Below are 19,781 nucleotides of genomic sequence, written 5' to 3' on the forward strand. Positions count from 1 at the left end.
CACTCTCCTGACCGGCCGCGGGTAGAACAGTTGCGCACGGCCGGCGATCAGGATTGCGTTCCCGGAACCCGGATCATTCCTTCCTGCGCCACGCTCGCCACCAGTTCACCCGCCCGGTTGTAGATGCGGCCCGCGGCCAGGCCGCGCGCACCCGAGGCGCTGGGCGAGCTCTGGATGTAGAGGAGCCACTCGTCAACCCGCACGGGACGGTGCCACCACATGGCGTGGTCAAGGCTCGCCACGCTCATTCCCGGGTGGATCCAGCTCAGCCCGTGCGGCCGGAGGATCGACTCCAAAAGGGTGTAATCGCTTGCGTAGGCGAGCGCCGCGCGGTGCACGTGTTCGTCGTCGGGCATGGGTCCGAAGGTCTTCATCCAGACGGCGTTCCGTGCCTCGCGTGAGCCGGTGTTCCCGACATACAGTGGTGCGTCGATGTGCCGCACGTCGAAGGGCCGCTGGTAGGCCCAGGCGCGGGCCACGGGGTGGTCGAATCCGCCCAGGAGATCGGCCGTGGTGGGCAGCGACTCCGGATCGGGCACGTCATGGGGCATCGGGTCCTGGTGCGCGACGCCGTCGTCCGGTTCCTGGAAGGACGCAATCATGGACAGGATCGGCACACCGTCCTGGTAGGCGTGAGCGCGGCGTGCCGAGAAGGACCGTCCGTCACGCAGCCTTTGGACACCGAAAGTGATGGGCTGATCCGCGTCTCCGGCACGCAGGAAGTACCCGTGCATCGAGTGCACCGAGCGGCTCGGCTCCACGGTCCGCATGGCCGCGATCAGGGACTGCGCAAGGACCTGCCCGCCGAAGACCCTCTTTCCCGGTTGCGGAGCGGAGTTGCCGACGAAGATGTCCTCATCGGTATGGGCGCCGTCGGCGCTGCTGAGGTCGAGGAGGCCCAGCAGCGCCTGGGTGGGATCCGCTGGAAAGCCGGTGGTACCGGTGGTGCTGGCGGCGTGCGGCTGATCGGCCATGGGTCTCCTTGCAGGGGTGGTCGCTGCGGAGCATCGGCTCCGGGAAAGCATTCTTCGACAGTAGACCGACACCTCGGTTCCCCTCAACACGCCGACGGCTCCCCGAGGGACCCGGGAGCGGCGGCCGGGCGAATCGCCTGGCGGCTGGACTTTTGAGAGGATTGGACCATGGCTCCCATGCTCACTGTCCCTCTTCAGCTGCGCTTCGGCGACGAAGATTCCTACGGCCACGTCAACAATGCGCGGTTCGTGCAGTTCCTCGAGGATGCCAGGGTGCGCCTCCTTTCCGAATCGGGCGGCGGCTCCACCTTCCTGCAGGTGTCCGACCCGGGCCACTACACGCTGGTGGGCCGCCATGAAATCGAGTACCTCGCCCCGCTGAACTTCAGCACCGAGCCCGCCGGCGTGGACGTATGGATCACCGCCGTCGGCTCCTCGAGCTTCACCCTGGGCTACGCGGTGCGCGACACCGACGCGTCCGATGCCGGCATCACCTGCGCAGTGGCGTCCACCACGATGATCCTGGTTGACCGGCAGTCCGGCCGGCCGGTCCGACTCAGTGCTGCCCAGAGAACTGCGCTGGATCAGTGGACCGGCGCAGGGGTGCCTTTCCGCCGCCCGCGCGGCGCCTAGGGGCGGACCGTGTCAACACCCGCCCCAAGCAGCCGGCTCGTGCTTGCCGATGCCCACGTGGCAGCCGACTTCCGGACCTTCACGGCGCGGGCGCGCGCCAACGACGACGGTGCCATCCGGCTCCAGGCGTCCGGTCCGGTGCTCGCCGCGTACGTCTGCACGCTGCGCGCTCTCACCCTGGGGGAGTCGACCCCTACCGTCCTCGGCCTGAGGACGATGCTCCTGGCGGAGCCGGCCTCCGTTGATACGACGGTTGGCCTCGGCTCGGTTGCCGACCGTCTGGCACACCTGAAGGACGACGGCGTCTTTCCGGTACCCACGGTCACGGTGACCGAGAGCTGGGCCGGTGTTCTTCCCCCGCGTGCTGGATGGGTGCGTGCGGGCGCCGTACCGCCCGGTCTCCTCGAGGAGGCAGCCCACAACGGAATCCGTGAGGTGGCAGCGCTTGTTCCCGACCGTGCAGGTGCCCCCGTGGTCGCCACGGCCCGGGGAGCCGTCTGGGGAAGACCCCTTCGAGGGCTGCCCGTCGAGCTGGCCTCCGGCGCGGCGTTCGGTGCCCTGAGCCTCGGTTTTTTGGTCGCGGCCGAAGCCCCGCTCCTGTTCACCAACGGACGATGGATCAGGTTGAGCACCAGCCGGGGCCACATCCTGGTGCGGGCGGCAGCGATCCTCTGACGGGCCGGCGCGGCACCAACTGATTGTCCTACCCGGTCCTAGCGCCGGATCTGGCGGTCCCAGCTCGTCGACGGCCGATCAACCCGCCGAGGAGCCCTGTCAGTGCTGCAGGCAGGGCGAGGAGGCCGGCGGCCTGAGGGATCAGTGTCAGGGGCATCAGGAAGAACAACCCGCCGGCGACAGCCGGAGCCGATACGCCTGCCGTGACCCAAATCGGGTGCCTCCGACGGTGCGACCAGAGGGCCGATATGACTGATGCCGCGGTGCCGGCCTGCAGCACCAAGGTACCGACCCGCAGTCTCTCGACGAGCAGGGGCTCGGGGGAGGACACGAAGAAGAGCGTCCTTTCCAGGCCGATGGCCGTCAGCGCGACAGCGGCAGACACCGTAGCCGCCCAGAGCAACGCCGCCCTCCACCACCGGCGGCGGAGAGCAAGGGGATCCTTCGGCATCCTCGAATCAGCAGAGACGCCGCGAGTCATTCCGACGCTGCATTCACCATCGATTGCGCAGCACGGTCCAGATAGTCCCACAGGGTTGCCTCGTGGAGCGGCGCCAGGTCCAGGGAGTCGACGGCCGCCCGCATGTGCCGAAGCCAGGAATCCCGCGCTTCCGGCGTGACTCTGAAGGGCATGTGGCGCATGCGGAGCCGCGGATGTCCCCGCGTCTCACCATAGGTCTTCGGGCCGCCCCAGTACTGCTCGAGGAAGAGCAGCAGCCGCTCCTTCGCGGGTCCCAGATCTTCCTCCGGGTACATGGGGCGCAGCAGCTCATCCTGGGCCACCCCCTCGTAGAAGACGTCCACGAGCTTCACAAACGTGTCATGGCCGCCGACCGACTCGTAGAGGTTGTACTCGGGCTGCACGAACTGCTGGCCCGCAGCCAGGAGCCGGTCAGCGGGCAATGGCGGACGTGCACGGCCCGTGCGCAGTTCAAGGGGCGCGCGCCCGACGGCGTCGTTCTCACTCATGATGCCTCCTCCTGGTGGGCGGCCGCCGGAACCGTCGCTGGAGCGGGTTCGACGTATGTTCCCTGGGACCGGTTGCCGACCTTCGTGATGTCGCCGTTGCGCACGTACCAGATGGTCCCGTTCGCGTCGATCATGCGGGTGATCCGGAGGCCGAGGGACTGCACTACTCCTACCGTTTCACCCACTTCGATGGTGTCACCCACCCCGTACTGGTCCTCGATGGTGATGAAGATCCCCAGGAAAGCGTCGCGGATGATTTCCCGGGCGCCGAAGCCGATGGCAATACCTACGATCCCCACGCTGGCGAGGATCGGGCCGATCTGGAACTGCAGTTGTTCAAGGGCCATCAACCCGGCGACAACGGCGATCGTCACGCCGGCCGTGCTGGTGAGCAGTCCGCCGATGGTCTCGGCGCGCTGCGTGCGCCGCGCGTGGTCCAGGGACCGCAGGACCGGCTGGGCCCACCGGAAGTGGGGCTTGCTGAAGACGCTGTACCCGTTCTGCACGCGTCGAACAGAGCGTGCCACGAGGTACCGCACCGCCAGCCAGAGGAGGAGGGCCAGTAGCAGGATAAGGCCTGCGCCGAGAATGTGGCTTCCGTAACCGAGCTCCGGAAAGAGATCCATGGGGGTACAAACTACTTTCTGACGCGCACCGCAAACGCACGACATCCCCGAGCCAGGATGGCGGCGGCGCTTATTCTAGGCTACATGCGCTGTGCTGCCGGCACCGATCACGGCAGGATCATCGGCTCGTGGAGAACGGGGAAGTTCACCGACCGTGCGATGAAGCAGGCCGCGGAGGCGTCGGCATGGATGCTGAGCGCTGCCTCGCGGTGTGCCGGGTCGGCGATGGCGACCACAGGATGGAGCACGGCCGAGGTGAACTCCCCACTGCCGTCCCGGTTCAACCGCAGAAACCCCTCCGCGGAGTCCGAGTAGGCGGTGACCACCACACCCGCCTTCACTGCCATGTGGAGGTAGGACAGCATGTGGCACTGCGCCAGCGCACTCAGGAGCAGCTGCTCGGGGTTCCAGCGGTCCCGCTGCCCGTGGAAGGTCGGATCCGCGGTTCCCGCCAGGAGCGGAGGCCCGGAGGCATGAACGTCGTTCGCGCGGCTGTACTCCCGGTAGCCGGACGTGCCGTGCCCCAGGTTCCCGGTCCAGGTGACGGTGACGTCGTAGCGGTGCGTCGACACGGGTTGCCCCGTCATCAGCGGTCGACGGCCTGCGCACGGAGGGCCCGCTGCACACCGTCACGGCTTTCCAGGATCAGCCGCCGCAACGAGGGGCTCGCGTTCCCGAGGCGTTCGAGGAAGCGGTCCGCCTGTTCCAGCGCCTCGGTGCTGATGAGGTGTGAGGGATACAGGCCCACCACGATCCGCTGCGCGATCTCGTGGGTCCGGGTGTCCCACACTTCCTGAACGGAGTCGAAGTACTTCGCGGCGTACGGCTCCAGCAGTGCGGGGTCGTGGACCCGGGCGAATCCGAGGATCGCCGCGCGCTGCGTGGCATTGGGAAGATCCGACCGGGTCACGATGGCCTCCCATGCCGCGGCCTTGGCCTCGGGAGTGGGAATGGCCGCCGTGGCAGTCGCCGCCGCGAGCTGGCCGGCCGACGTGCCGTCGCCGGCGAGTTCGACGTCGATCTCCGGCTGGCCGTAGCGCCCGCCGGTCACCAGGCTGGTCACCAGCTCCCACCGCAGGTCGGAGTCGATTCCCAGGCCCTCCAGAGTTTCGGTGCCGGAGAGCACCGCCTGCACCACGTCGAGGTGCTGTTCGCTGCGGGCCCGCACCGCGAAACCCCTGACGAACTGCAGCTGCGAATCTGAAGCCGCCTCTGCGTCACGGGCAAGGTCCAGCAGGCTGTCGGCGGCGGCGTCGCCCATTGCCGTGCTGTCCGCGGGGTTGACGTAGAAGGTCAGGGTCAGAGCCAGTTGCCTCAGCAGCACCAGCACCACCGACGAGTCGGACTCGGAACCGATGTTCTGGAGAACCAGGTCCACGTAGTTCCGCGCCGGCGTCTCGCCGTCCCGCGCCGCGTCCCACGCCGACGCCCACACCAGCGTGCGGGGCAGGGAGTCGGAGAATGTCCTGAGGTGCCGGACGGAGGTCCGCAGGGAGTCCGGGTCGAGCCGGATCTTCGCGTAGGCAAGATCGTCGTCGTTCAGCAGCACCAGCGCCGGGCGCTTTCTTCCGAGAGCTTCCGCGACGTCGGTGCGCTCGCCGTGGACGTCGAGTTCGATCCGGTGGACCCGCACCAGCCGGGCATCGCCGTCGAGGTCGTAGAAGCCGACGGCGAGCCGGTGCGGGCGAAGGGTCGGGTATCCTTCCGGGGCGGACTGAAGCACCGCGAATGCGGTGATGACGCCGTCGGCATCGGTTTCGATGTCGGGCCGGAGCGTGTTCACGCCCGCTGTCTCGAGCCATTGGGCTGACCACCCGGTGAGGTCCCTGCCGCTGGCCTTCTCGAGCTCCGAGAGGAGATCCCCCAGCTCCGTGTTTCCCCAGGAGTGCTGCGAGAAGTAGGCACGGACACCCTCCATGAATTTGTCCTGGCCCACCCAGGCGACAAGCTGCTTGAGGACCGAGGCGCCTTTGGCATAGGTGATGCCGTCGAAGTTCACCTGGACGTCATCGAGGTCCCGGATCTCGGCCACGATGGGATGCGTCGAGGGAAGCTGGTCCTGACGGTAGGCCCAGGCCTTCTCGATGGAGGTGAACGTGGTCCAGGCCTGGGTGAACTCCGTTGCCTTCGCGGCGGCGAGGGTCGACATGTATTCGGCGAAGGATTCGTTGAGCCAGAGGTCGTTCCACCACCGCATGGTCACGAGGTCCCCGAACCACATGTGCGCCAGTTCGTGCAGGATGGTGATGGCACGGCGCTCCACTGTCGCGTCCGGCACGCGTGAGCGGAAAACATACGTCTCGACGATCGTCACGGCACCCGCGTTCTCCATGGCGCCGGCGTTGAACTGGGGCACGAAGAGCTGGTCGTACTTCTCGAACGGGTAGGGCGTGCCGAACTGCTTCTCGTAGAACTCGAAGCCCTGCCGTGTCAGTTCGAAGATGTTCTCGGCGTCGAGGTACCGCATGAGGGATTTGCGGGCGAAGACCCCGAGCGGGATGGTGCGGCCGTCGGAACTCGTCACGTCGCTCCGCACCGACTGGTAGGGGCCGGCGATCAGGGCCGTGACATAGGAGGAAAGTACGGGCGTCGGTTCGAACGACCAGGTGGAGCGTGCCTCGTCCTCGGCAGCGGACCCGGCCTGCACCTGGGCGGGGGTGGGGGAGTTGGAAATGACGTCCCAGTGCGACGGCGCCGTGACAGTGAAGCGGAAGGTGGCCTTCAGGTCGGGCTGCTCGAAGACGGCGAAGACCCGGCGGGAGTCCGGTACCTCGAACTGCGTGTAGAGGTACACCTCGTCATCCACGGGATCCACGAACCGGTGGAGCCCTTCACCGGTGTTCATGTAGGGCAGATCGGACTGGACGACGAGCCGGTTGGACACCGCCAGGTTGTCCAGCCGGATACGGACGCCGTCGGACACCTCCGCGGGATCGAGGTCGACACCGTTGAGGCTGACGCGGTGCACCGTGTCGGTGACGGCATCGATGAACGTCGACGCGCCCTGTGCCGCCCCGAAGCTGACGACCGTGGTTGAGCTGAACTGGGTGTCCCCACGGGTCAGGTCGAGGGTGATGTCGTAGGACTGGACGGTGAGCAGGTCGGCGCGGGTGCGTGCTTCGTCGCGCGTCAGGTTCATTCCGGGCATGGATCGCCTCCGTGGTGGGGGATGTCGTTCCGTATTCTCTCACTGATCTCCGACGCTTCCAGTGCCCGGCAGCCCTGTGGCACCCGGTACTCTGGGGGAAACCTCTCCTGCTGCGAACGGAGCACCGATGCGCGTCCACCTGGCCACCGACCATGCGGGGATGGAGCTCAGCGCCCACCTGCTGGAGCACCTCACCCGGGCGGGCTACGACGTCGTGGACCACGGGCCCCGCTCCTATGATCCGGAGGACGATTACCCGGCGTTCTGCATCAACGCAGCGCGCGCCGTGGTGGCCGATCAGACAGCGGGGGTGGAGGCGCTCGGCATAGTGCTGGGCGGCTCCGGAAACGGTGAACAGATCGCCGCGAACAAGGTACGGGGAGTGCGCGCAGCCCTTGCCTGGAGCCTCGACACCGCACGCCTGGCACGCCAGCACAACGACGCGAACGTGGTCGCCGTCGGGGGCCGCCAGCATCCGGTCGCGGAGGCCACCGGAATCATCGAGGCCTTCCTGTCCGAACCCTTCAGTGGCGCAGGACGCCATGTGCGCCGCATCGGCAAGATCGCCGCCTACGAAGCGACGGGAATTGTTGACGAGTAGGCGTTCCCCGTCCCGGAGAGCGGACGGCAACCGTGCCTGAGGGCCATTCGATCCACCGGCTCGCCCGGCAGTTCACCGCGCTTTTCGTCGGTGAGGAACTTGCGGTCAGCAGTCCCCAGGGCCGCTTTCTCGCCGGCGCCTCCTGTCTCGACGGACACACCCTGGTCAGCGCCCGGGCCCACGGCAAGCAGCTTTTCCTGCACTTCGACTCCGACCTCATCCTGCGGGTCCATCTTGGACTCTATGGGGCATGGACCTTCGGTGGGAACTCCACTTTCAGCGGCTCCTCGAGTATCGGAGCGCCGCGGCGCAGCAGGGGAACGCAGCCGGGCGCGGTTTCCCCACAGCCGTCCTATACGGGGCCGCCCGCGCCGGTCGGGGCGGTTCGCGTCCGCCTGGTGTCCGGCTCCGGCTGGGCCGATCTTCGGGGTCCCACCGCGTGCGTGGTCATCACACCCTCCGAGGAGGCGGTGGCCCTGGCCAGACTCGGCCCGGATCCGCTCCAGGAGGGAGCGGATGCACCGGCCTTCATCGCCAGGCTCCGCTCCAGCGCCAGGGCGACCGGCGTCCAGCTTATGGACCAGTCGGTCATTGCCGGCATCGGGAACGTCTACCGGGCGGAGCTGCTCTTCCTGCAGCGCATCCACCCGTGGCGTCCGGGCAAGGCAGTGCTGGAATCCGAGGCGCTGGCGCTTTGGGAGGACGCAGTGCGGCTCATGGGGGACGGGGTGCGTGAGGGCAGGATCATCACGACGACGACGGAGGCGCGGGACGGCCGGACGAAGAAAGCTGCGCCGCACTACGTGTACCGGCGGACAGGGGAGCTGTGCCGCAGGTGCGGTACCGCCATCTCCAGGGCCGACCTGGCAGCACGTACCGTCTACTGGTGTCCGCAATGCCAGCAGGATTGAGGAGCCGGGTCGGGCTCGGGGCTCCAGACGCACAACAGCCGGTCCCGAAAGGGAACCGGCTGTTGGATCGGAGGGGATGACGGGAATCGAACCCGCATCATCAGTTTGGAAGACTGAGGCTTTACCACTAAGCTACATCCCCGGACGCCTCAGGTTTTCGGCCCTCGGAACGCCTATAACTACACCACAGGGCGCCGGAAATCGCCAAATGTGCAACCGGCCTGAAAAGAACGTACAGTTACAGCTGCAGTTACGGGGTGTAGCTCAGCTTGGTAGAGCGCCTGCTTTGGGAGCAGGAAGTCGCAGGTTCAACTCCTGTCACCCCGACTCTGAAGTCACGGCATGATTTTGTCACTACAGAAACAATCCCAATTATTTCAGGAGTCCTACGCTGTGAAGAGCGCTGTCGAAAACCTTTCCCCCACTCGGGTGAAGCTGAACGTCGAGGTTCCCTTCGAGGAGCTCAAGCCGAGCATCGACAAGGCCTACAAGACCATCGCCTCGCAGGTGCAGGTCCCCGGTTTCCGCAAGGGTAAGGTTCCACAGAAGCTGATCGACCAGCGGGTGGGCCGCGGCTACGTCATCGAGACGGCTGTCAACGACGGACTGAACGGTTTCTACCAGAGCGCCGTGCAGGAGGCTGGAATCCGCCCACTGAGCCGGCCCGAGGTGGAGATCACCGAGGTTCCCGATCCCTCGGCCGAGAGCGGCCAACTGCTGTTCACGGTCGAGCTGGATGTCCGCCCGGACATCGACCTTCCCGACTACTCGGGAATCGAAGTCACCGTCGAGGCCACGGAGGCGTCGGACGCCGACGTCGAGAAGTCACTGGACGAGCTCCGCAGCCGCTTCGGCACGCTCGTCGCCGTCGACCGCCCCGCCAAGGACGGCGACTTCCTGACGATCGACCTCACGGCAACGGTCGACGGCGAAGAGGTCGACTCGGCCCAGGACCTTTCCTACCAGATCGGTTCAGCAACCATGCTCGAGGGCATGGACGAGGCCGTCACCGGTCTGAGCGTCGACGAGACCGCAATCTTCGACACGAAGCTTGCCGGCGGCGAGCACACCGGCGCCGACGCCCAGGTGAACGTACTGGTCAAGGCCGTCAAGGAGCGCGAGCTTCCCGAGGTGAACGACGAGTTCGCCCAGTTGGCGAGTGAATTCGACACCGTTGCCGAGCTCCGCGAGGATCTTACCAAGCGCGCCTCCGAGAGCAAGCTCATGGACCAGGGCGTCGAGGCCCGCGACAAGGTCCTGGACAGGCTCGTCGAGATGATCGCCGTGCCGGTGCCCGAGAGTGTCATCGAAGAACAGCTCGAGCAGCACTTCAACGGTGAGAACTCACACTCCGCCGGTGAGGGCCACGACACGGAGGAGCACCGTGCGGAGATCCGCACCAACACGGGGCGGGCCTTCCAGAACGAGGTCATCCTTGACGCAGTGGCGGAAAAGGAGGAGGTCGGTGTCAGCCAGAGCGAACTGATCGACTACATCGTCTCCACCTCGAGCCAGTACGGCATGGAGCCCAACCAGTTCGCGCAGATGCTCGATTCGAGCGGACAGGTACCGATGATCGTCGGGGAAGTTCGCCGCCGCAAGGCCCTCGCCAAGGTGCTTGAACTCGCGACCGTGACGGACACCGCCGGTGCGGTGGTCGACCTCAGCGAATTCGTTCGCGCCGAGGACGAGGACGCCGAGACCATCACGGCCGACGACGTCGTGCAGTCGGACCAGGCGGTCGAGGAGGCTCCAGTCGACGAAGCTCCAGTCGATGAGAACGCCGGAAACGACACCGCAGGTGGCGACACTCCTGCCGAGAACACCGACGACGAGGCAGCCGCCCGCGCCTGATCCACGGACCGGAACACAAAGTACGCAGCAACGAAAGCACCGCCGCCCGCCCGGGCGGCGGTGCTTTGTCGTTGACGCTTTGTCGTTGACGCTTTGTCGTTGACGGTCCGCTCCGGACGGAGTGTCCCTGACGCTCGGTCCCTGACGGTCCGCTCCGGGGACCGAGCAGCCACCGTTACGGCGGCCCCACCGCTGGTGCGCCGTCAGCGAACAGTGTCCGGAGCGGGAGCAAAACAGTTCCGGCGCGGGTTAGTGTCCAGTGAGAGATAAACGGCCGGGCGGTTCCCCCGGGAATCGGCCCGCCAGAGTGAGAGGTCAATGAGAATGCCTACCGAACCAACCACACCCAGCATGGCCAGCCCGGAAGCGGCCGGCCGTGACGACTACATCTACAACCGGCTCCTCAAGGAGCGCATCATCTGGCTTGGTTCAGAGGTCCGCGACGACAACGCGAACGCCATCTGTTCACAGCTGCTGCTGCTCTCGGCGGAGGATCCCGACCGCGACATCTTCCTGTACATCAACTCGCCCGGTGGCTCGGTGACCGCGGGTATGGCGATCTACGACACCATGCAGTTCATCCCGAACGACGTCGTCACGGTGGCCACAGGCCTCGCCGCCTCCATGGGACAGTTCCTCCTGTCCTCGGGAACCAAGGGCAAGCGGTACGCGACGCCCCACGCCCGTATCCTCATGCACCAGCCGTCCGGCGGCATCGGCGGAACAGCCACCGACATCCGTATCCAGGCCGAGCTGATCCTGCACATGAAGCGGGTCATGGCCGAGCTGACCGCAGAGCAGACAGGTCAGACCGTGGAGAAGATCCTGGTCGATAACGACCGCGACAAGTGGTTCACTGCGCAGGAGGCCCTCGACTACGGCTTCTTCGACCACATCTCAGCCCACGCCGGATCGGTTTCCGGCGGCGGCGGCACCCAGAGCGCCTAGGCCTCGCACCAGCTCCTCCCTCCTCCACCAGGCTTTCCACCAGGAGACATCATGAACCACGATTTCCATGCGGCCGCGGGCTCCCGGGCAATCAACCTGCCCACCGATCGCTACATCCTTCCCCAGTTCGAGGAGCGCACGCCCTACGGCTTCAAGCGCCAGGATCCGTACACCAAGCTGTTCGAGGACCGCATCATCTTCCTCGGCACCCAGGTCGACGATGCCTCGGCTGATGACGTGATGGCCCAGCTCCTCGTGCTCGAATCCACGGACCCCGAGCGCGACATCACCCTGTACATCAACTCGCCGGGCGGATCCTTCACCGCCATGACCGCCATCTACGACACGATGCAGTTCATCCGGCCCGAGGTGCAGACGGTATGCCTCGGCCAGGCCGCGAGTGCCGCGGCCGTCCTGCTGGCGGCGGGTGCACCGGGCAAGCGCCTGGCGCTTCCGAACGCCCGTGTCCTCATCCACCAGCCGGCGCTGTCCGGCGGCCAGGGTGGACAGGCGTCCGACCTCGAGATCCAGGCCAATGAGGTCATGCGCATGAGGACCTGGCTCGAGGACACGATCGCCCTGCACAGCGGGCGCGATGCGGAGCAGGTCAACCGCGACATCGAGCGCGACAAGATCCTCACCGCGGCTGATGCGGTGGAGTACGGGCTGGTGGACGAGGTCCTCGCCTCACGCAAGATGGTCCCGCCGAAGATCAACACCCCGTAACGGACCCTGCGGGGGACACCCCGCCGGGCACGTTCCCGGGGAAGGCATTCCCCGCAGGGGCGGAAAAACCGCGCTGGAGTGCCCGTGGTGCCGATCGGACCCACGGGCACTTCGTTACTGATTCGCTCCGGCATGTGGCCTAGAGTGGACGTAGCAACCACGTACCACGTAAGGGGACTGACACATGGCTCGCATTGGTGAGAGCACAGATCTGCTGAAGTGCTCTTTCTGCGGAAAAAGCCAGAAGCAGGTTCGCAAGCTGATCGCAGGTCCCGGAGTTTACATCTGCGACGAATGCATCGAGCTGTGTAACGAGATCATCGAGGAGGAGCTGTCCGAGGTGGCCGACCTCGGGACTTTCGAACTTCCCAAGCCGCGGGAGATCTTCGACTTCCTGCAGGAATATGTGGTGGGGCAGGAGCCGGCGAAGCGTTCTCTGGCCGTGGCCGTCTACAACCACTACAAACGCATCCAGTCCGGCAGTGCCCCCCGCGCCGCGGGCACCCTGGCCGACGTCGCCGAGGCCGAGGACGTCGAAATCGCGAAGTCGAACATCCTTCTGATCGGCCCGACGGGTTGCGGCAAGACGTACCTCGCGCAGACGCTGGCACGCAGGCTCAACGTGCCCTTTGCTGTCGCCGATGCAACCGCCCTCACGGAGGCCGGCTATGTGGGCGAGGACGTCGAGAACATCCTGCTCAAGCTCATCCAGGCTGCGGACTACGACGTCAAGAAGGCCGAGCAGGGCATCATCTATATCGACGAGATCGACAAGATTTCCCGCAAGAGCGAGAACCCCTCGATCACCCGCGATGTGTCGGGGGAGGGCGTGCAGCAGGCGCTCCTGAAGATCCTCGAGGGCACCGTTGCGTCAGTTCCCCCGCAGGGCGGACGGAAGCACCCGCACCAGGAATTCATCCAGATCGACACCACGAACGTACTCTTCATCGTCGCGGGAGCCTTCGCCGGGCTCGAGGAAATCATTGGGTCCCGTGCAGGTCGCAAGGGCATCGGTTTCGGTGCCCCGTTGAGTTCCCTCAAGAATGAAGAGGCAAGCTACGGCGACGTGATGCCGGAGGATCTTCTGAAGTTCGGGCTGATCCCGGAATTCATCGGACGCCTTCCCGTCATCACCACCGTCACTCACCTGGATCGGCCGGCACTGATGCAGATCCTGACCGAACCCAAGAACGCCCTGATGAAGCAGTACCAGAAGATGTTCCAGCTCGACGGCGTGGAGCTCAGCTTCGACCCGAAGGCACTTGAGGCGATCGCCGATCTCGCGTTGGAGCGTGGCACCGGAGCGCGAGGCCTGCGCGCCATCATGGAGGAAGTCCTTCTGCCGGTCATGTTCGACCTGCCGAGCCGCAGCGATGTGGCCTCGGTCGTCATCACCGCCGACGTCGTCGCCAAGAAGGCCGACGCAACGCTCATCTCCCACGAGGTCGTCGCCAAGCGCCGCACGAAGTCCGCCTGACCTGAGCCGATCGATCGCCACCCGGCGGTAATGCCCCGAAATGGAATAGGTTGCTCCCCGCCCCGGTTGCACCTATCAGAGGCATATCGCCTGACCGACGATTACGAGGAGTTCCTTCATGAGCGAGTCAACCGCTGTTGAGAAAGCCGATTTCTGGTTCGACCCCCTGTGCCCTTTCGCGTGGATCACGTCCCGCTGGATGGGGGAGGTGGAGCAGGTCCGCAGCATCAGCGTCGATTGGCACGTCATGAGCCTCGCCGTCCTTAATGAGGGGCGCGACCTTCCTGCTGACTACCAGGAGCTGATGAGCAAGGGCTGGGCACCGGTGCGCGTCATCGTCGCGGCCCAGGAGCTGCACGGCCCCCAGCACGTCAAGAACCTGTATGACGCCATGGGCACCCGCATCCACGATGAGGGCAACAAGGACTTCGACGCGGTGATCGCCGAGTCCCTCGAGGAGGTCGGCCTGCCCGCGGAACTTGCTGCGTTCGGATCGACCGATGAGTACGACACCCAGCTCCGCGCGTCGCACCAGGACGGTATCGACCGCGTGGGCGACGACGTCGGTACCCCCGTGGTGGCGTTCAACGGGACCGCGTTCTTCGGCCCGGTCCTCACGAAGATTCCCCGCGGCGAGCAGGCCGGGCGGATCTTCGACGGCGCCGTCCTGATGTCCGAGTTCCCCGAGTTCTTCGAACTCAAGCGGTCACGCACCGGAAGCCCCGAGTTCAACTGACGGGAGCGGCCCCGCCGATCCGGCGGGGCCGCTTTTTCCTGACGATAGTCCGCCGCCTTACTCCACCGGTTGCGGTGCCAGCTCCACGTCGCTGACCCTGAGCTCTCCCGACCCCTCGGCAAGCAGGAGCGCACGCACGTTCCCCGCGGCCTTGAGGTCCTCCAGGCCGGCGGCAAGCTGCGCCATTTGCTGCGGAGATGCGGCCACCAGGGCGGACAGGACCTCTGTCCGCTGCTTCGTCCTCGCCTCGGACTTCGCCTTGCGGATGCCGCCGAGGGCGAGTGCCACGGAGGTCAGGACAGCAGGGTCAGTCCCGGCAGGAAGCCCGTCCAGCGCCGTCGACGAGGGCCATGCGGCGGTGTGCACCGAGCCTGCACGCCACCAGCTCCATACTTCTTCGGTAGCGAAGGGCAGGAAGGGTGCGAAGAGTCGGAGCAGAGCGTCGAGCGTGGTGGCCAGCGCCGTGAGGACCGACTCCTTGCCCGCCTCGCCCGCCGCTCCGTAGGCGCGGTCCTTCACGAGTTCCACGTAGTCATCGGTGAAGGTCCAGAAGAATGCTTCGGTCAGCTGCAGCGCCCGGGCGTAGTCATAGCGCTCGAAGGCCGTCGTGGCCTGTGCAGTGACGTCGCGCAGTTGCGCCAGGAGGGCATGGTCGAGGGGATAGGTGACCAGTGCCAGCGCTTCCGGTGCGGCCGAACGCTCGGTGGCGCCGAGATTCAGCACGAACTTCGAGGCGTTGAGCAGCTTGATGGCCAGCCTGCGGCCGATTTTCATCTGGGCGACCTCGTAGGCAGTGTCGACGCCCAGTTTGGCGGATGCCGCCCAGTAGCGCACGGCGTCCGCCCCGAACTGCTCCAGCACGTCGGTCGGCACCACCACGTTGCCCTTCGACTTCGACATCTTCTTCCGGTCGGGGTCGAGGATCCAGCCGGACAGGGCCGCGTGCCGCCACGGGGGCGAGTCCTGCAGCGCATCGGCACGCACCGCCGTGGAGAACAGCCAGGTGCGGATGATGTCGTGTCCCTGGGGACGCAGGTCGAACGGGAACACTTTGGCGAACAGGTCCTCGTCCCGCTCCCACCCGCCGACGATCTGCGGCGTCAGCGAGGAGGTGGCCCAGGTGTCGAAGACGTCGCTGTCACCGATGAAGCCGCCCGGTCGGTTCCGTTGGCCCTCGTCGAAGCCGGGTGCGGGCTCGGCAGCGGGATCGACAGGTAGGGTTTCCAGGGCCGGAACGATCGGCGCCTCGTAGTCGGGCTCGCCCATCCCGTCGAGGCGGTACCAGACGGGCACGGGGACGCCGAAGAAGCGCTGTCGGGAGACAAGCCAGTCCCCGTTGAGACCCTCGATCCAGTTCTCGTACCGGGAGCGCATGAAGGGCGGGTGGAACTCGATCTCCCGGCCGCGCTGGATCAGGCGTTCGCGCTTCATGGCGTCGCGCCCCCCGTTGCGGATGTACCACTGGCGGCTCGTCACCACCTCGAGCGGCTTATCGCCCTTCTCGTAGAAGTTCACGGGATGCGTGATCTTCTTCGGTTCGCCGTCGAGGTCGCCGCTGGCGCGCAGGAGCTCGACGGCGGCCTCCTTGGCACTGAAGATGGTCTTGCCGGCCAGCGCTTCGTAATTCCTGCGGGCCTCCGCCGTTTTGATCCACTCCGGGGTTTCGCTGCGGATTCGCCCGTCGCGGCCGACGACGGCGCGCGTTGGCAGCTGGAGTTCCCGCCACCAGGTGACGTCCGTGGGGTCACCGAAGGTGCAGATCATCGCGATACCGCTGCCCTTGTCGGGCTTGGCGAGGGGGTGCGCCTTGATTTCCACCTCGACGCCGAACAGGGGGGTGGTCACCGTGGTGCCGAACAGCGGCTTGTAGCGTTCGTCGTCCGGGTGGGCCACCAGGGCCACGCACGCCGGCAGGAGCTCGGGGCGCGTGGTCTCGATGTGGACCTGCCGGCCGTCGGGGGCAGAAAACGCGATCCGGTGATACGCCCCGGCCTGCTCACGGTCCTCGACCTCGGCCTGGGCCACCGCAGTGCGGAACGTGACGTCCCAGAGCGTGGGCGCTTCGGCGAGGTACGCGTCTCCGGCGCTGAGGTTGTCGAGGAAGGCCCGCTGTGACACGGCACGCGAGGTGTCGTCGATGGTGCGGTAGGTCAGGTTCCAGTCGACGGAGAGCCCCAGGGTGCTGAAGAGGTCCTCGAAGACCTTCTCGTCCTCGACCGCGAGCTCCTCGCACAACCCGATGAAGGTGCGCCGGGAGACGGCGTCGAAGTCGCGCTGGTTCTTCGCCGGCTCGGCGGGAGGCCGGTAATCGGCGTCGTAGGGAACCGACGGGTCGCAGCGCACACCGTAGTAGTTCTGGACCCGGCGTTCGGTGGGCAGGCCGTTGTCATCCCACCCCATCGGGTAGAACACGTTCTTGCCCTGCATCCGGTGGAAGCGGGCCAGAACGTCGGTCTGCGTGTAGGAGAACATATGACCTACGTGAAGTGAACCGGATGCCGTGGGAGGAGGGGTGTCGATCGAGTAGACGGCGTCCCGCGTGGTGTCCCGGTCGAAGGAGTAGGTGCCGTTATCCCGCCACTGCCGGGCGAGCCGGTGCTCGAGACCTTCCAGGGCGGGCTTGTCGGGAACGGTGACGGGCGGGGAGGAGGGCGTGTCTGTGCCCTGAGTAGGATCGGCCATACCCGCCATTCTGCCATTCAAACCGTGCGGTACGAGGCGCCCGATCCTACGTCGGGGGATTTTCCGCCTGCGGCACGGACGCGGCACGGGATGCTGCACGGATGCGGCACGGACGCGGCACGGGATGCGGCGCTCGCGCTAGGAGGCTCGTCCAACGGCACGCGCAGGCAGTCCTCTGGCTAGAGTGGATCCATGACCCAGTCCCAGTACTCGTCCATCGGTTCCCCCGCGCCGAACGCGCCGAAGGCACTGCGCGCCGTCGTGACCGGTGCCAGTTCCGGCATCGGTGCTGCCACGGTGCGCGCGCTGCGGGCGGCCGGCTGGGAGGTCATCGCGGCCGCACGCCGCGCGGACCGCCTGCAGGCACTGGCGGAGGAGACCGGCGCCACGGCCGCCGTCGTCGACGTCACCGACCAGCAGTCGGTCGACGCGCTGATGCGCACCGTGACGAAGGCGGGAGCGGTGCACGCGGTGATCAACAACGCCGGGGGAGCGTTCGGCGCCGATACCGTCTTCAGCGGGAAGGACGACGACTGGGACTACATGTACAACACGAACGTGCTCGGCTCCATGAGGGTGACGCGCGCTTTCCTCCCGGCCCTGCGCTCGGGCGGGCAGGGCAGCGTGGTGTTCCTGACGTCGACGGCGGCGCTGGCCGCCTACGAGGGCGGGGCGGGGTACTGCGCCGCGAAAGCGGGCCAGCAGGCGCTGGCGCGGGCGCTTCGGCTCGAGGAGGCTGCCCACAACGTCCGGGTCATCGAGGTGGCTCCGGGCATGGTGCACACCGAGGAATTCGCGCTGAATCGGCTGGGCGGGAATCAGGACGCGGCGGACGAGGTGTATGCGGGCGTTGCCCGGCCACTCAGCGCGGGCGACGTCGCAAGTGCGATCGTCTTCGCCCTGAACGCCCCGCACCACGTCAACATCGACCAGATCGTCCTGCGCCCGCTGGCCCAGGCGGCCAACCACAAGGTGCTGCGCGGCTGAGGCGCGCCTCAGCCCTCCCCGCGGGGCGAGGGCGCGAAGCGCAGGGAGTAGTTGTCGAGGGTCCCCGGGAGCCTGCCCTGCGGGTCCAGGCGGTGCCGGCTGGTCAGGTGGAGGTCGGTTCTGTCGATCAGCTGCGCGAGGGCCGCGCTTGTCAGGAGCAGCACCAGCTGTTTCCCCGGGCACACGACGGGCCCGTCGCTGAAGGGCACCAGCGGCCAGCCGTCGGAATCACCGCCGTCGTCATCGAGCCACCGTTCGGGCGCGAACTGGTGTGCCCGGGGAAGGTTGCGCTCGTCCCGGTGGAAGTACGGTGCAAAGATCAGCACCCCGCACTTCGCGGGCATCATCCCGTCCTCCCACTCCACGGGCCGCGTGGTCTGCCGAAGGATGAGCGGGGTGGTGGGCCAGAGGCGGAGGGCCTCCAGGACGCAGGAGCGCAGGTAGGGCAGGAAGGAGCGCGACGACCCGTCGTCGTGCAGCTCCTGGCGCGCCCGGCTTCGAGCTTCCGGGTGCGTTGCAAGGACGGCCAGCGCGCGGAACGTGGCCATGCCCGCGGGGTCGAAGGCGAAGAGCCATTGCGGAACCTGTTCGGCGGGCGCGGCGCCCTCGAACCGCGGGGCGCGCGCCGCCATCACGGAGGCGAGGCTGCCCTCCTCCGCCCGGGCGAGTTCCTCGGTGATCCGGGCGAGGAACTTCGCCCGGAGCTTCTTCTGCTGCGGCCGGAGGAAAGCCCAGTTGCCGTTCCTGCGCAGCTGCACGATCATGTCCGTCAGTTCCGAGTCATCGCGCGCATGGTCGCCGAAGACCACGCGGCGCACCACGCGGTACCAGGCGGCGAGGAAGTCCTTCCAGATCAGTTCGCCACGCTCCGCCGCCGTAGCCAGGAGCTCGTCCATCTCCTCCCGCACCACCGGAAGGAAAGCGTCCGCGAGGAGATGGATGGGATGGTCGGTGTCCAGGACCTGTTCCTGGAGGGCCCGGCGGACGCTCCGGATCGGACCCGTGGAGATGAGCACGTTGTTGGGCTGGAAATGGGTGAGCGCGGCCCGTTTCTCGGCACTCGCCGGGGAGAAGGGGTCAGGTGACATGTTCAGGACGGTGTCCACATGGCCCGGGGCGAGGATCAGGGCCTGGTGGCGGAGCGGCAGGCGCAGGAGCAGGGGACCTTCGGGGTTCCTGGAGTGGATCCTGCACACCGCGTCGACAGCGCGGTCATCGAGCCGGAAGCGCTCCACGAGGGCAACCACCCGGGGCCGCCGGATGATCGGGCCTTTGGCGAAGGTGGGAAGGAACACCGCTCCCGCGAAAAGTGCCGTGTCAAGAAGTGAGGCCTTCGGCAGCCTGGAAATTCCCATGCCGTATACCGCCTGTCGGGAAGTGGGGAAGAAATCGGGTCCACCCCCACACTGCCAAGGGAAGCCTTCCGGCACAATGAAAAGCTCAACGGGACATGGATTCTGTGCTGTGCAGGTCCTCCCGGCTCAGCCGTCCCCACCGCCCACCGCCCAGGAGAGAAAATGAACACCAACGCAGATGCCCCGGTGGAACGCTGGCTCCGGTTCCGGAAGGCCCGCAACACCGACCTGGCAGCCGAACACGGCTGGCTGACGCTGACGTCCTTCGAGTGGCTGGAAAGCAGGCCCTCCGCCGTCGGTTCCGTTCCCGGACTCTGGTCCTCGGACGGAGCGACGGCGCTGCTGACCGCGGCGGCGGAGGACGGGCTGACTGTCGTGGGAAGCGGCGAGCCGGTGACCGGGACGGTTCCCGCGACCCTCGAGGAGGGGGAGTCATTGATGTGGGTCCGGTATGGCGGCGCCGGCAACCGGGTGATGGT

Annotated in this window: 18 protein-coding genes, 2 tRNA genes and 1 pseudogene; 12 read left to right on the forward strand and 9 right to left on the reverse strand. The window is 66.8% G+C overall.

Going from position 1 to position 19,781, the window contains the following annotated elements; genetic code table 11:
- Positions 1 to 47: 47 nt before the first annotated feature.
- A complete protein-coding gene (locus Y704_RS18915) occupies positions 48 to 974 on the reverse strand; it encodes an acyl-CoA thioesterase (RefSeq protein ID WP_051476685.1) in 927 nt (308 codons plus the stop codon).
- Between the two features lie 168 nt (positions 975 to 1,142).
- Here Y704_RS18915 and Y704_RS0104320 point away from each other — a divergent pair, with 168 nt between their 5' ends.
- Both Y704_RS0104320 and Y704_RS0104325 read left to right on the forward strand, forming a co-directional pair.
- Positions 1,143 to 1,607, forward strand: coding sequence for an acyl-CoA thioesterase (locus Y704_RS0104320; RefSeq protein ID WP_026549195.1), 465 nt, complete (start codon positions 1,143 to 1,145; stop codon positions 1,605 to 1,607).
- Positions 1,608 to 1,616: 9 nt separating this feature from the next.
- Positions 1,617 to 2,282, forward strand: coding sequence for a DUF8185 domain-containing protein (locus Y704_RS0104325; protein ID WP_173401121.1), 666 nt, complete (start codon positions 1,617 to 1,619; stop codon positions 2,280 to 2,282).
- A gap of 28 nt (positions 2,283 to 2,310) precedes the next feature.
- Here the strand turns inward: Y704_RS0104325 and Y704_RS22620 are convergent, their stop codons facing one another.
- The 5 genes from Y704_RS22620 to pepN form a co-directional block, all read right to left on the reverse strand.
- Positions 2,311 to 2,733, reverse strand: a complete 423-nt coding sequence (locus Y704_RS22620; RefSeq protein ID WP_051476686.1) for a hypothetical protein — start codon at positions 2,731 to 2,733, stop codon at positions 2,311 to 2,313.
- 26 nt (positions 2,734 to 2,759) lie between these two features.
- Positions 2,760 to 3,251, reverse strand: a complete 492-nt coding sequence (locus Y704_RS0104335) for a globin (RefSeq protein WP_173401122.1) — start codon at positions 3,249 to 3,251, stop codon at positions 2,760 to 2,762.
- On the reverse strand, positions 3,248 to 3,877 hold the full coding sequence (locus Y704_RS0104340) for a mechanosensitive ion channel family protein (protein WP_026549198.1): 630 nt from the start codon (positions 3,875 to 3,877) through the stop codon (positions 3,248 to 3,250). The genes Y704_RS0104335 and Y704_RS0104340 overlap by 4 nt, the downstream gene beginning before the upstream one ends.
- A gap of 107 nt (positions 3,878 to 3,984) precedes the next feature.
- On the reverse strand, positions 3,985 to 4,464 hold the full coding sequence (locus Y704_RS0104345; protein ID WP_035771610.1) for an OsmC family protein: 480 nt from the start codon (positions 4,462 to 4,464) through the stop codon (positions 3,985 to 3,987).
- A complete protein-coding gene (pepN, locus tag Y704_RS0104350; protein WP_026549200.1) occupies positions 4,464 to 7,016 on the reverse strand; it encodes an aminopeptidase N in 2,553 nt (850 codons plus the stop codon). Before pepN ends, Y704_RS0104345 begins: the two co-directional genes overlap by 1 nt.
- 136 nt (positions 7,017 to 7,152) lie before the next feature.
- On the opposite strand from pepN, the gene Y704_RS0104355 reads away from it, so the two are divergent.
- Positions 7,153 to 7,626 carry a ribose-5-phosphate isomerase gene (locus tag Y704_RS0104355; protein WP_026549201.1) on the forward strand — a complete coding sequence of 158 codons (474 nt, stop codon included), beginning with the start codon at positions 7,153 to 7,155 and terminating at the stop codon, positions 7,624 to 7,626.
- 32 nt (positions 7,627 to 7,658) lie between these two features.
- On the forward strand, positions 7,659 to 8,537 hold the full coding sequence (locus Y704_RS0104360) for an Fpg/Nei family DNA glycosylase (RefSeq protein ID WP_026549202.1): 879 nt from the start codon (positions 7,659 to 7,661) through the stop codon (positions 8,535 to 8,537).
- Positions 8,538 to 8,608: 71 nt separating this feature from the next.
- Here Y704_RS0104360 and Y704_RS0104365 read toward each other — a convergent pair.
- A tRNA-Gly gene (locus Y704_RS0104365) sits at positions 8,609 to 8,679 on the reverse strand.
- A 111-nt stretch (positions 8,680 to 8,790) separates the two neighbouring features.
- Between Y704_RS0104365 and Y704_RS0104370 the strand changes: the two genes are divergently transcribed.
- From Y704_RS0104370 to Y704_RS0104395, 6 genes are all read left to right on the forward strand, one after another.
- Positions 8,791 to 8,864: transfer RNA gene (locus Y704_RS0104370), tRNA-Pro, on the forward strand.
- A 66-nt stretch (positions 8,865 to 8,930) separates the two neighbouring features.
- Positions 8,931 to 10,391, forward strand: coding sequence for a trigger factor (gene tig / locus Y704_RS0104375; protein ID WP_026549203.1), 1,461 nt, complete (start codon positions 8,931 to 8,933; stop codon positions 10,389 to 10,391).
- A gap of 351 nt (positions 10,392 to 10,742) precedes the next feature.
- Positions 10,743 to 11,339, forward strand: a complete 597-nt coding sequence (locus Y704_RS0104380; protein WP_026549204.1) for an ATP-dependent Clp protease proteolytic subunit — start codon at positions 10,743 to 10,745, stop codon at positions 11,337 to 11,339.
- A 51-nt stretch (positions 11,340 to 11,390) separates the two neighbouring features.
- A complete protein-coding gene (locus Y704_RS0104385) occupies positions 11,391 to 12,065 on the forward strand; it encodes an ATP-dependent Clp protease proteolytic subunit (protein WP_026549205.1) in 675 nt (224 codons plus the stop codon).
- Positions 12,066 to 12,249: 184 nt separating this feature from the next.
- A complete protein-coding gene (gene clpX / locus Y704_RS0104390) occupies positions 12,250 to 13,542 on the forward strand; it encodes an ATP-dependent Clp protease ATP-binding subunit ClpX (protein ID WP_026549206.1) in 1,293 nt (430 codons plus the stop codon).
- Positions 13,543 to 13,660: 118 nt separating this feature from the next.
- Entirely contained in the window at positions 13,661 to 14,278 is a 618-nt protein-coding gene (locus Y704_RS0104395) for a mycothiol-dependent nitroreductase Rv2466c family protein (protein WP_026549207.1), read from the forward strand.
- Positions 14,279 to 14,335: 57 nt separating this feature from the next.
- Here Y704_RS0104395 and valS read toward each other — a convergent pair whose 3' ends face one another.
- Entirely contained in the window at positions 14,336 to 16,960 is a 2,625-nt protein-coding gene (gene valS, locus Y704_RS0104400; protein ID WP_026549208.1) for a valine--tRNA ligase, read from the reverse strand.
- 192 nt (positions 16,961 to 17,152) lie between these two features.
- Here valS and Y704_RS0104405 point away from each other — a divergent pair, with 192 nt between their 5' ends.
- Positions 17,153 to 17,947: an SDR family oxidoreductase gene (locus tag Y704_RS0104405; RefSeq protein ID WP_026549209.1), complete on the forward strand. Its 795-nt coding sequence runs from the start codon at positions 17,153 to 17,155 to the stop codon at positions 17,945 to 17,947.
- Between the two features lie 8 nt (positions 17,948 to 17,955).
- On the opposite strand, the gene Y704_RS0104410 is transcribed toward Y704_RS0104405, so the two are convergent.
- Complete coding sequence (locus tag Y704_RS0104410) at positions 17,956 to 19,302, reverse strand: cytochrome P450 (RefSeq protein ID WP_026549210.1); 1,347 nt, start codon at positions 19,300 to 19,302, stop codon at positions 17,956 to 17,958.
- A 162-nt stretch (positions 19,303 to 19,464) separates the two neighbouring features.
- Between Y704_RS0104410 and Y704_RS24345 the strand changes: the two are divergent.
- Positions 19,465 to 19,781, forward strand: a pseudogene (locus Y704_RS24345) (DUF1684 domain-containing protein); the annotation flags it as partial.

Origin of the sequence: Arthrobacter sp. Br18 (assembly GCF_000520555.1) — a bacterium.
Classification (GTDB): domain Bacteria; phylum Actinomycetota; class Actinomycetes; order Actinomycetales; family Micrococcaceae; genus Arthrobacter_D.

What these genes read in the sequence shown, in the direction of transcription:
- Y704_RS18915 (WP_051476685.1), bottom strand. Translation starts at nt 974, where the DNA reads ATGGCCGATCAGCCGCACGCCGCCAGCACCACCGGTACCACCGGCTTT.
- Y704_RS0104320 (WP_026549195.1), top strand. Translation starts at nt 1,143, where the DNA reads ATGGCTCCCATGCTCACTGTCCCTCTTCAGCTGCGCTTCGGCGACGAA.
- Y704_RS22620 (WP_051476686.1), bottom strand. Translation starts at nt 2,733, where the DNA reads ATGCCGAAGGATCCCCTTGCTCTCCGCCGCCGGTGGTGGAGGGCGGCG.
- Y704_RS0104335 (WP_173401122.1), bottom strand. Translation starts at nt 3,251, where the DNA reads ATGAGTGAGAACGACGCCGTCGGGCGCGCGCCCCTTGAACTGCGCACG.
- Y704_RS0104340 (WP_026549198.1), bottom strand. Translation starts at nt 3,877, where the DNA reads ATGGATCTCTTTCCGGAGCTCGGTTACGGAAGCCACATTCTCGGCGCA.
- Y704_RS0104345 (WP_035771610.1), bottom strand. Translation starts at nt 4,464, where the DNA reads ATGACGGGGCAACCCGTGTCGACGCACCGCTACGACGTCACCGTCACC.
- pepN (WP_026549200.1), bottom strand. Translation starts at nt 7,016, where the DNA reads ATGAACCTGACGCGCGACGAAGCACGCACCCGCGCCGACCTGCTCACC.
- Y704_RS0104355 (WP_026549201.1), top strand. Translation starts at nt 7,153, where the DNA reads ATGCGCGTCCACCTGGCCACCGACCATGCGGGGATGGAGCTCAGCGCC.
- Y704_RS0104380 (WP_026549204.1), top strand. Translation starts at nt 10,743, where the DNA reads ATGGCCAGCCCGGAAGCGGCCGGCCGTGACGACTACATCTACAACCGG.
- Y704_RS0104385 (WP_026549205.1), top strand. Translation starts at nt 11,391, where the DNA reads ATGAACCACGATTTCCATGCGGCCGCGGGCTCCCGGGCAATCAACCTG.
- clpX (WP_026549206.1), top strand. Translation starts at nt 12,250, where the DNA reads ATGGCTCGCATTGGTGAGAGCACAGATCTGCTGAAGTGCTCTTTCTGC.
- Y704_RS0104395 (WP_026549207.1), top strand. Translation starts at nt 13,661, where the DNA reads ATGAGCGAGTCAACCGCTGTTGAGAAAGCCGATTTCTGGTTCGACCCC.
- valS (WP_026549208.1), bottom strand. Translation starts at nt 16,960, where the DNA reads ATGGCCGATCCTACTCAGGGCACAGACACGCCCTCCTCCCCGCCCGTC.
- Y704_RS0104405 (WP_026549209.1), top strand. Translation starts at nt 17,153, where the DNA reads ATGACCCAGTCCCAGTACTCGTCCATCGGTTCCCCCGCGCCGAACGCG.
- Y704_RS0104410 (WP_026549210.1), bottom strand. Translation starts at nt 19,302, where the DNA reads ATGGGAATTTCCAGGCTGCCGAAGGCCTCACTTCTTGACACGGCACTT.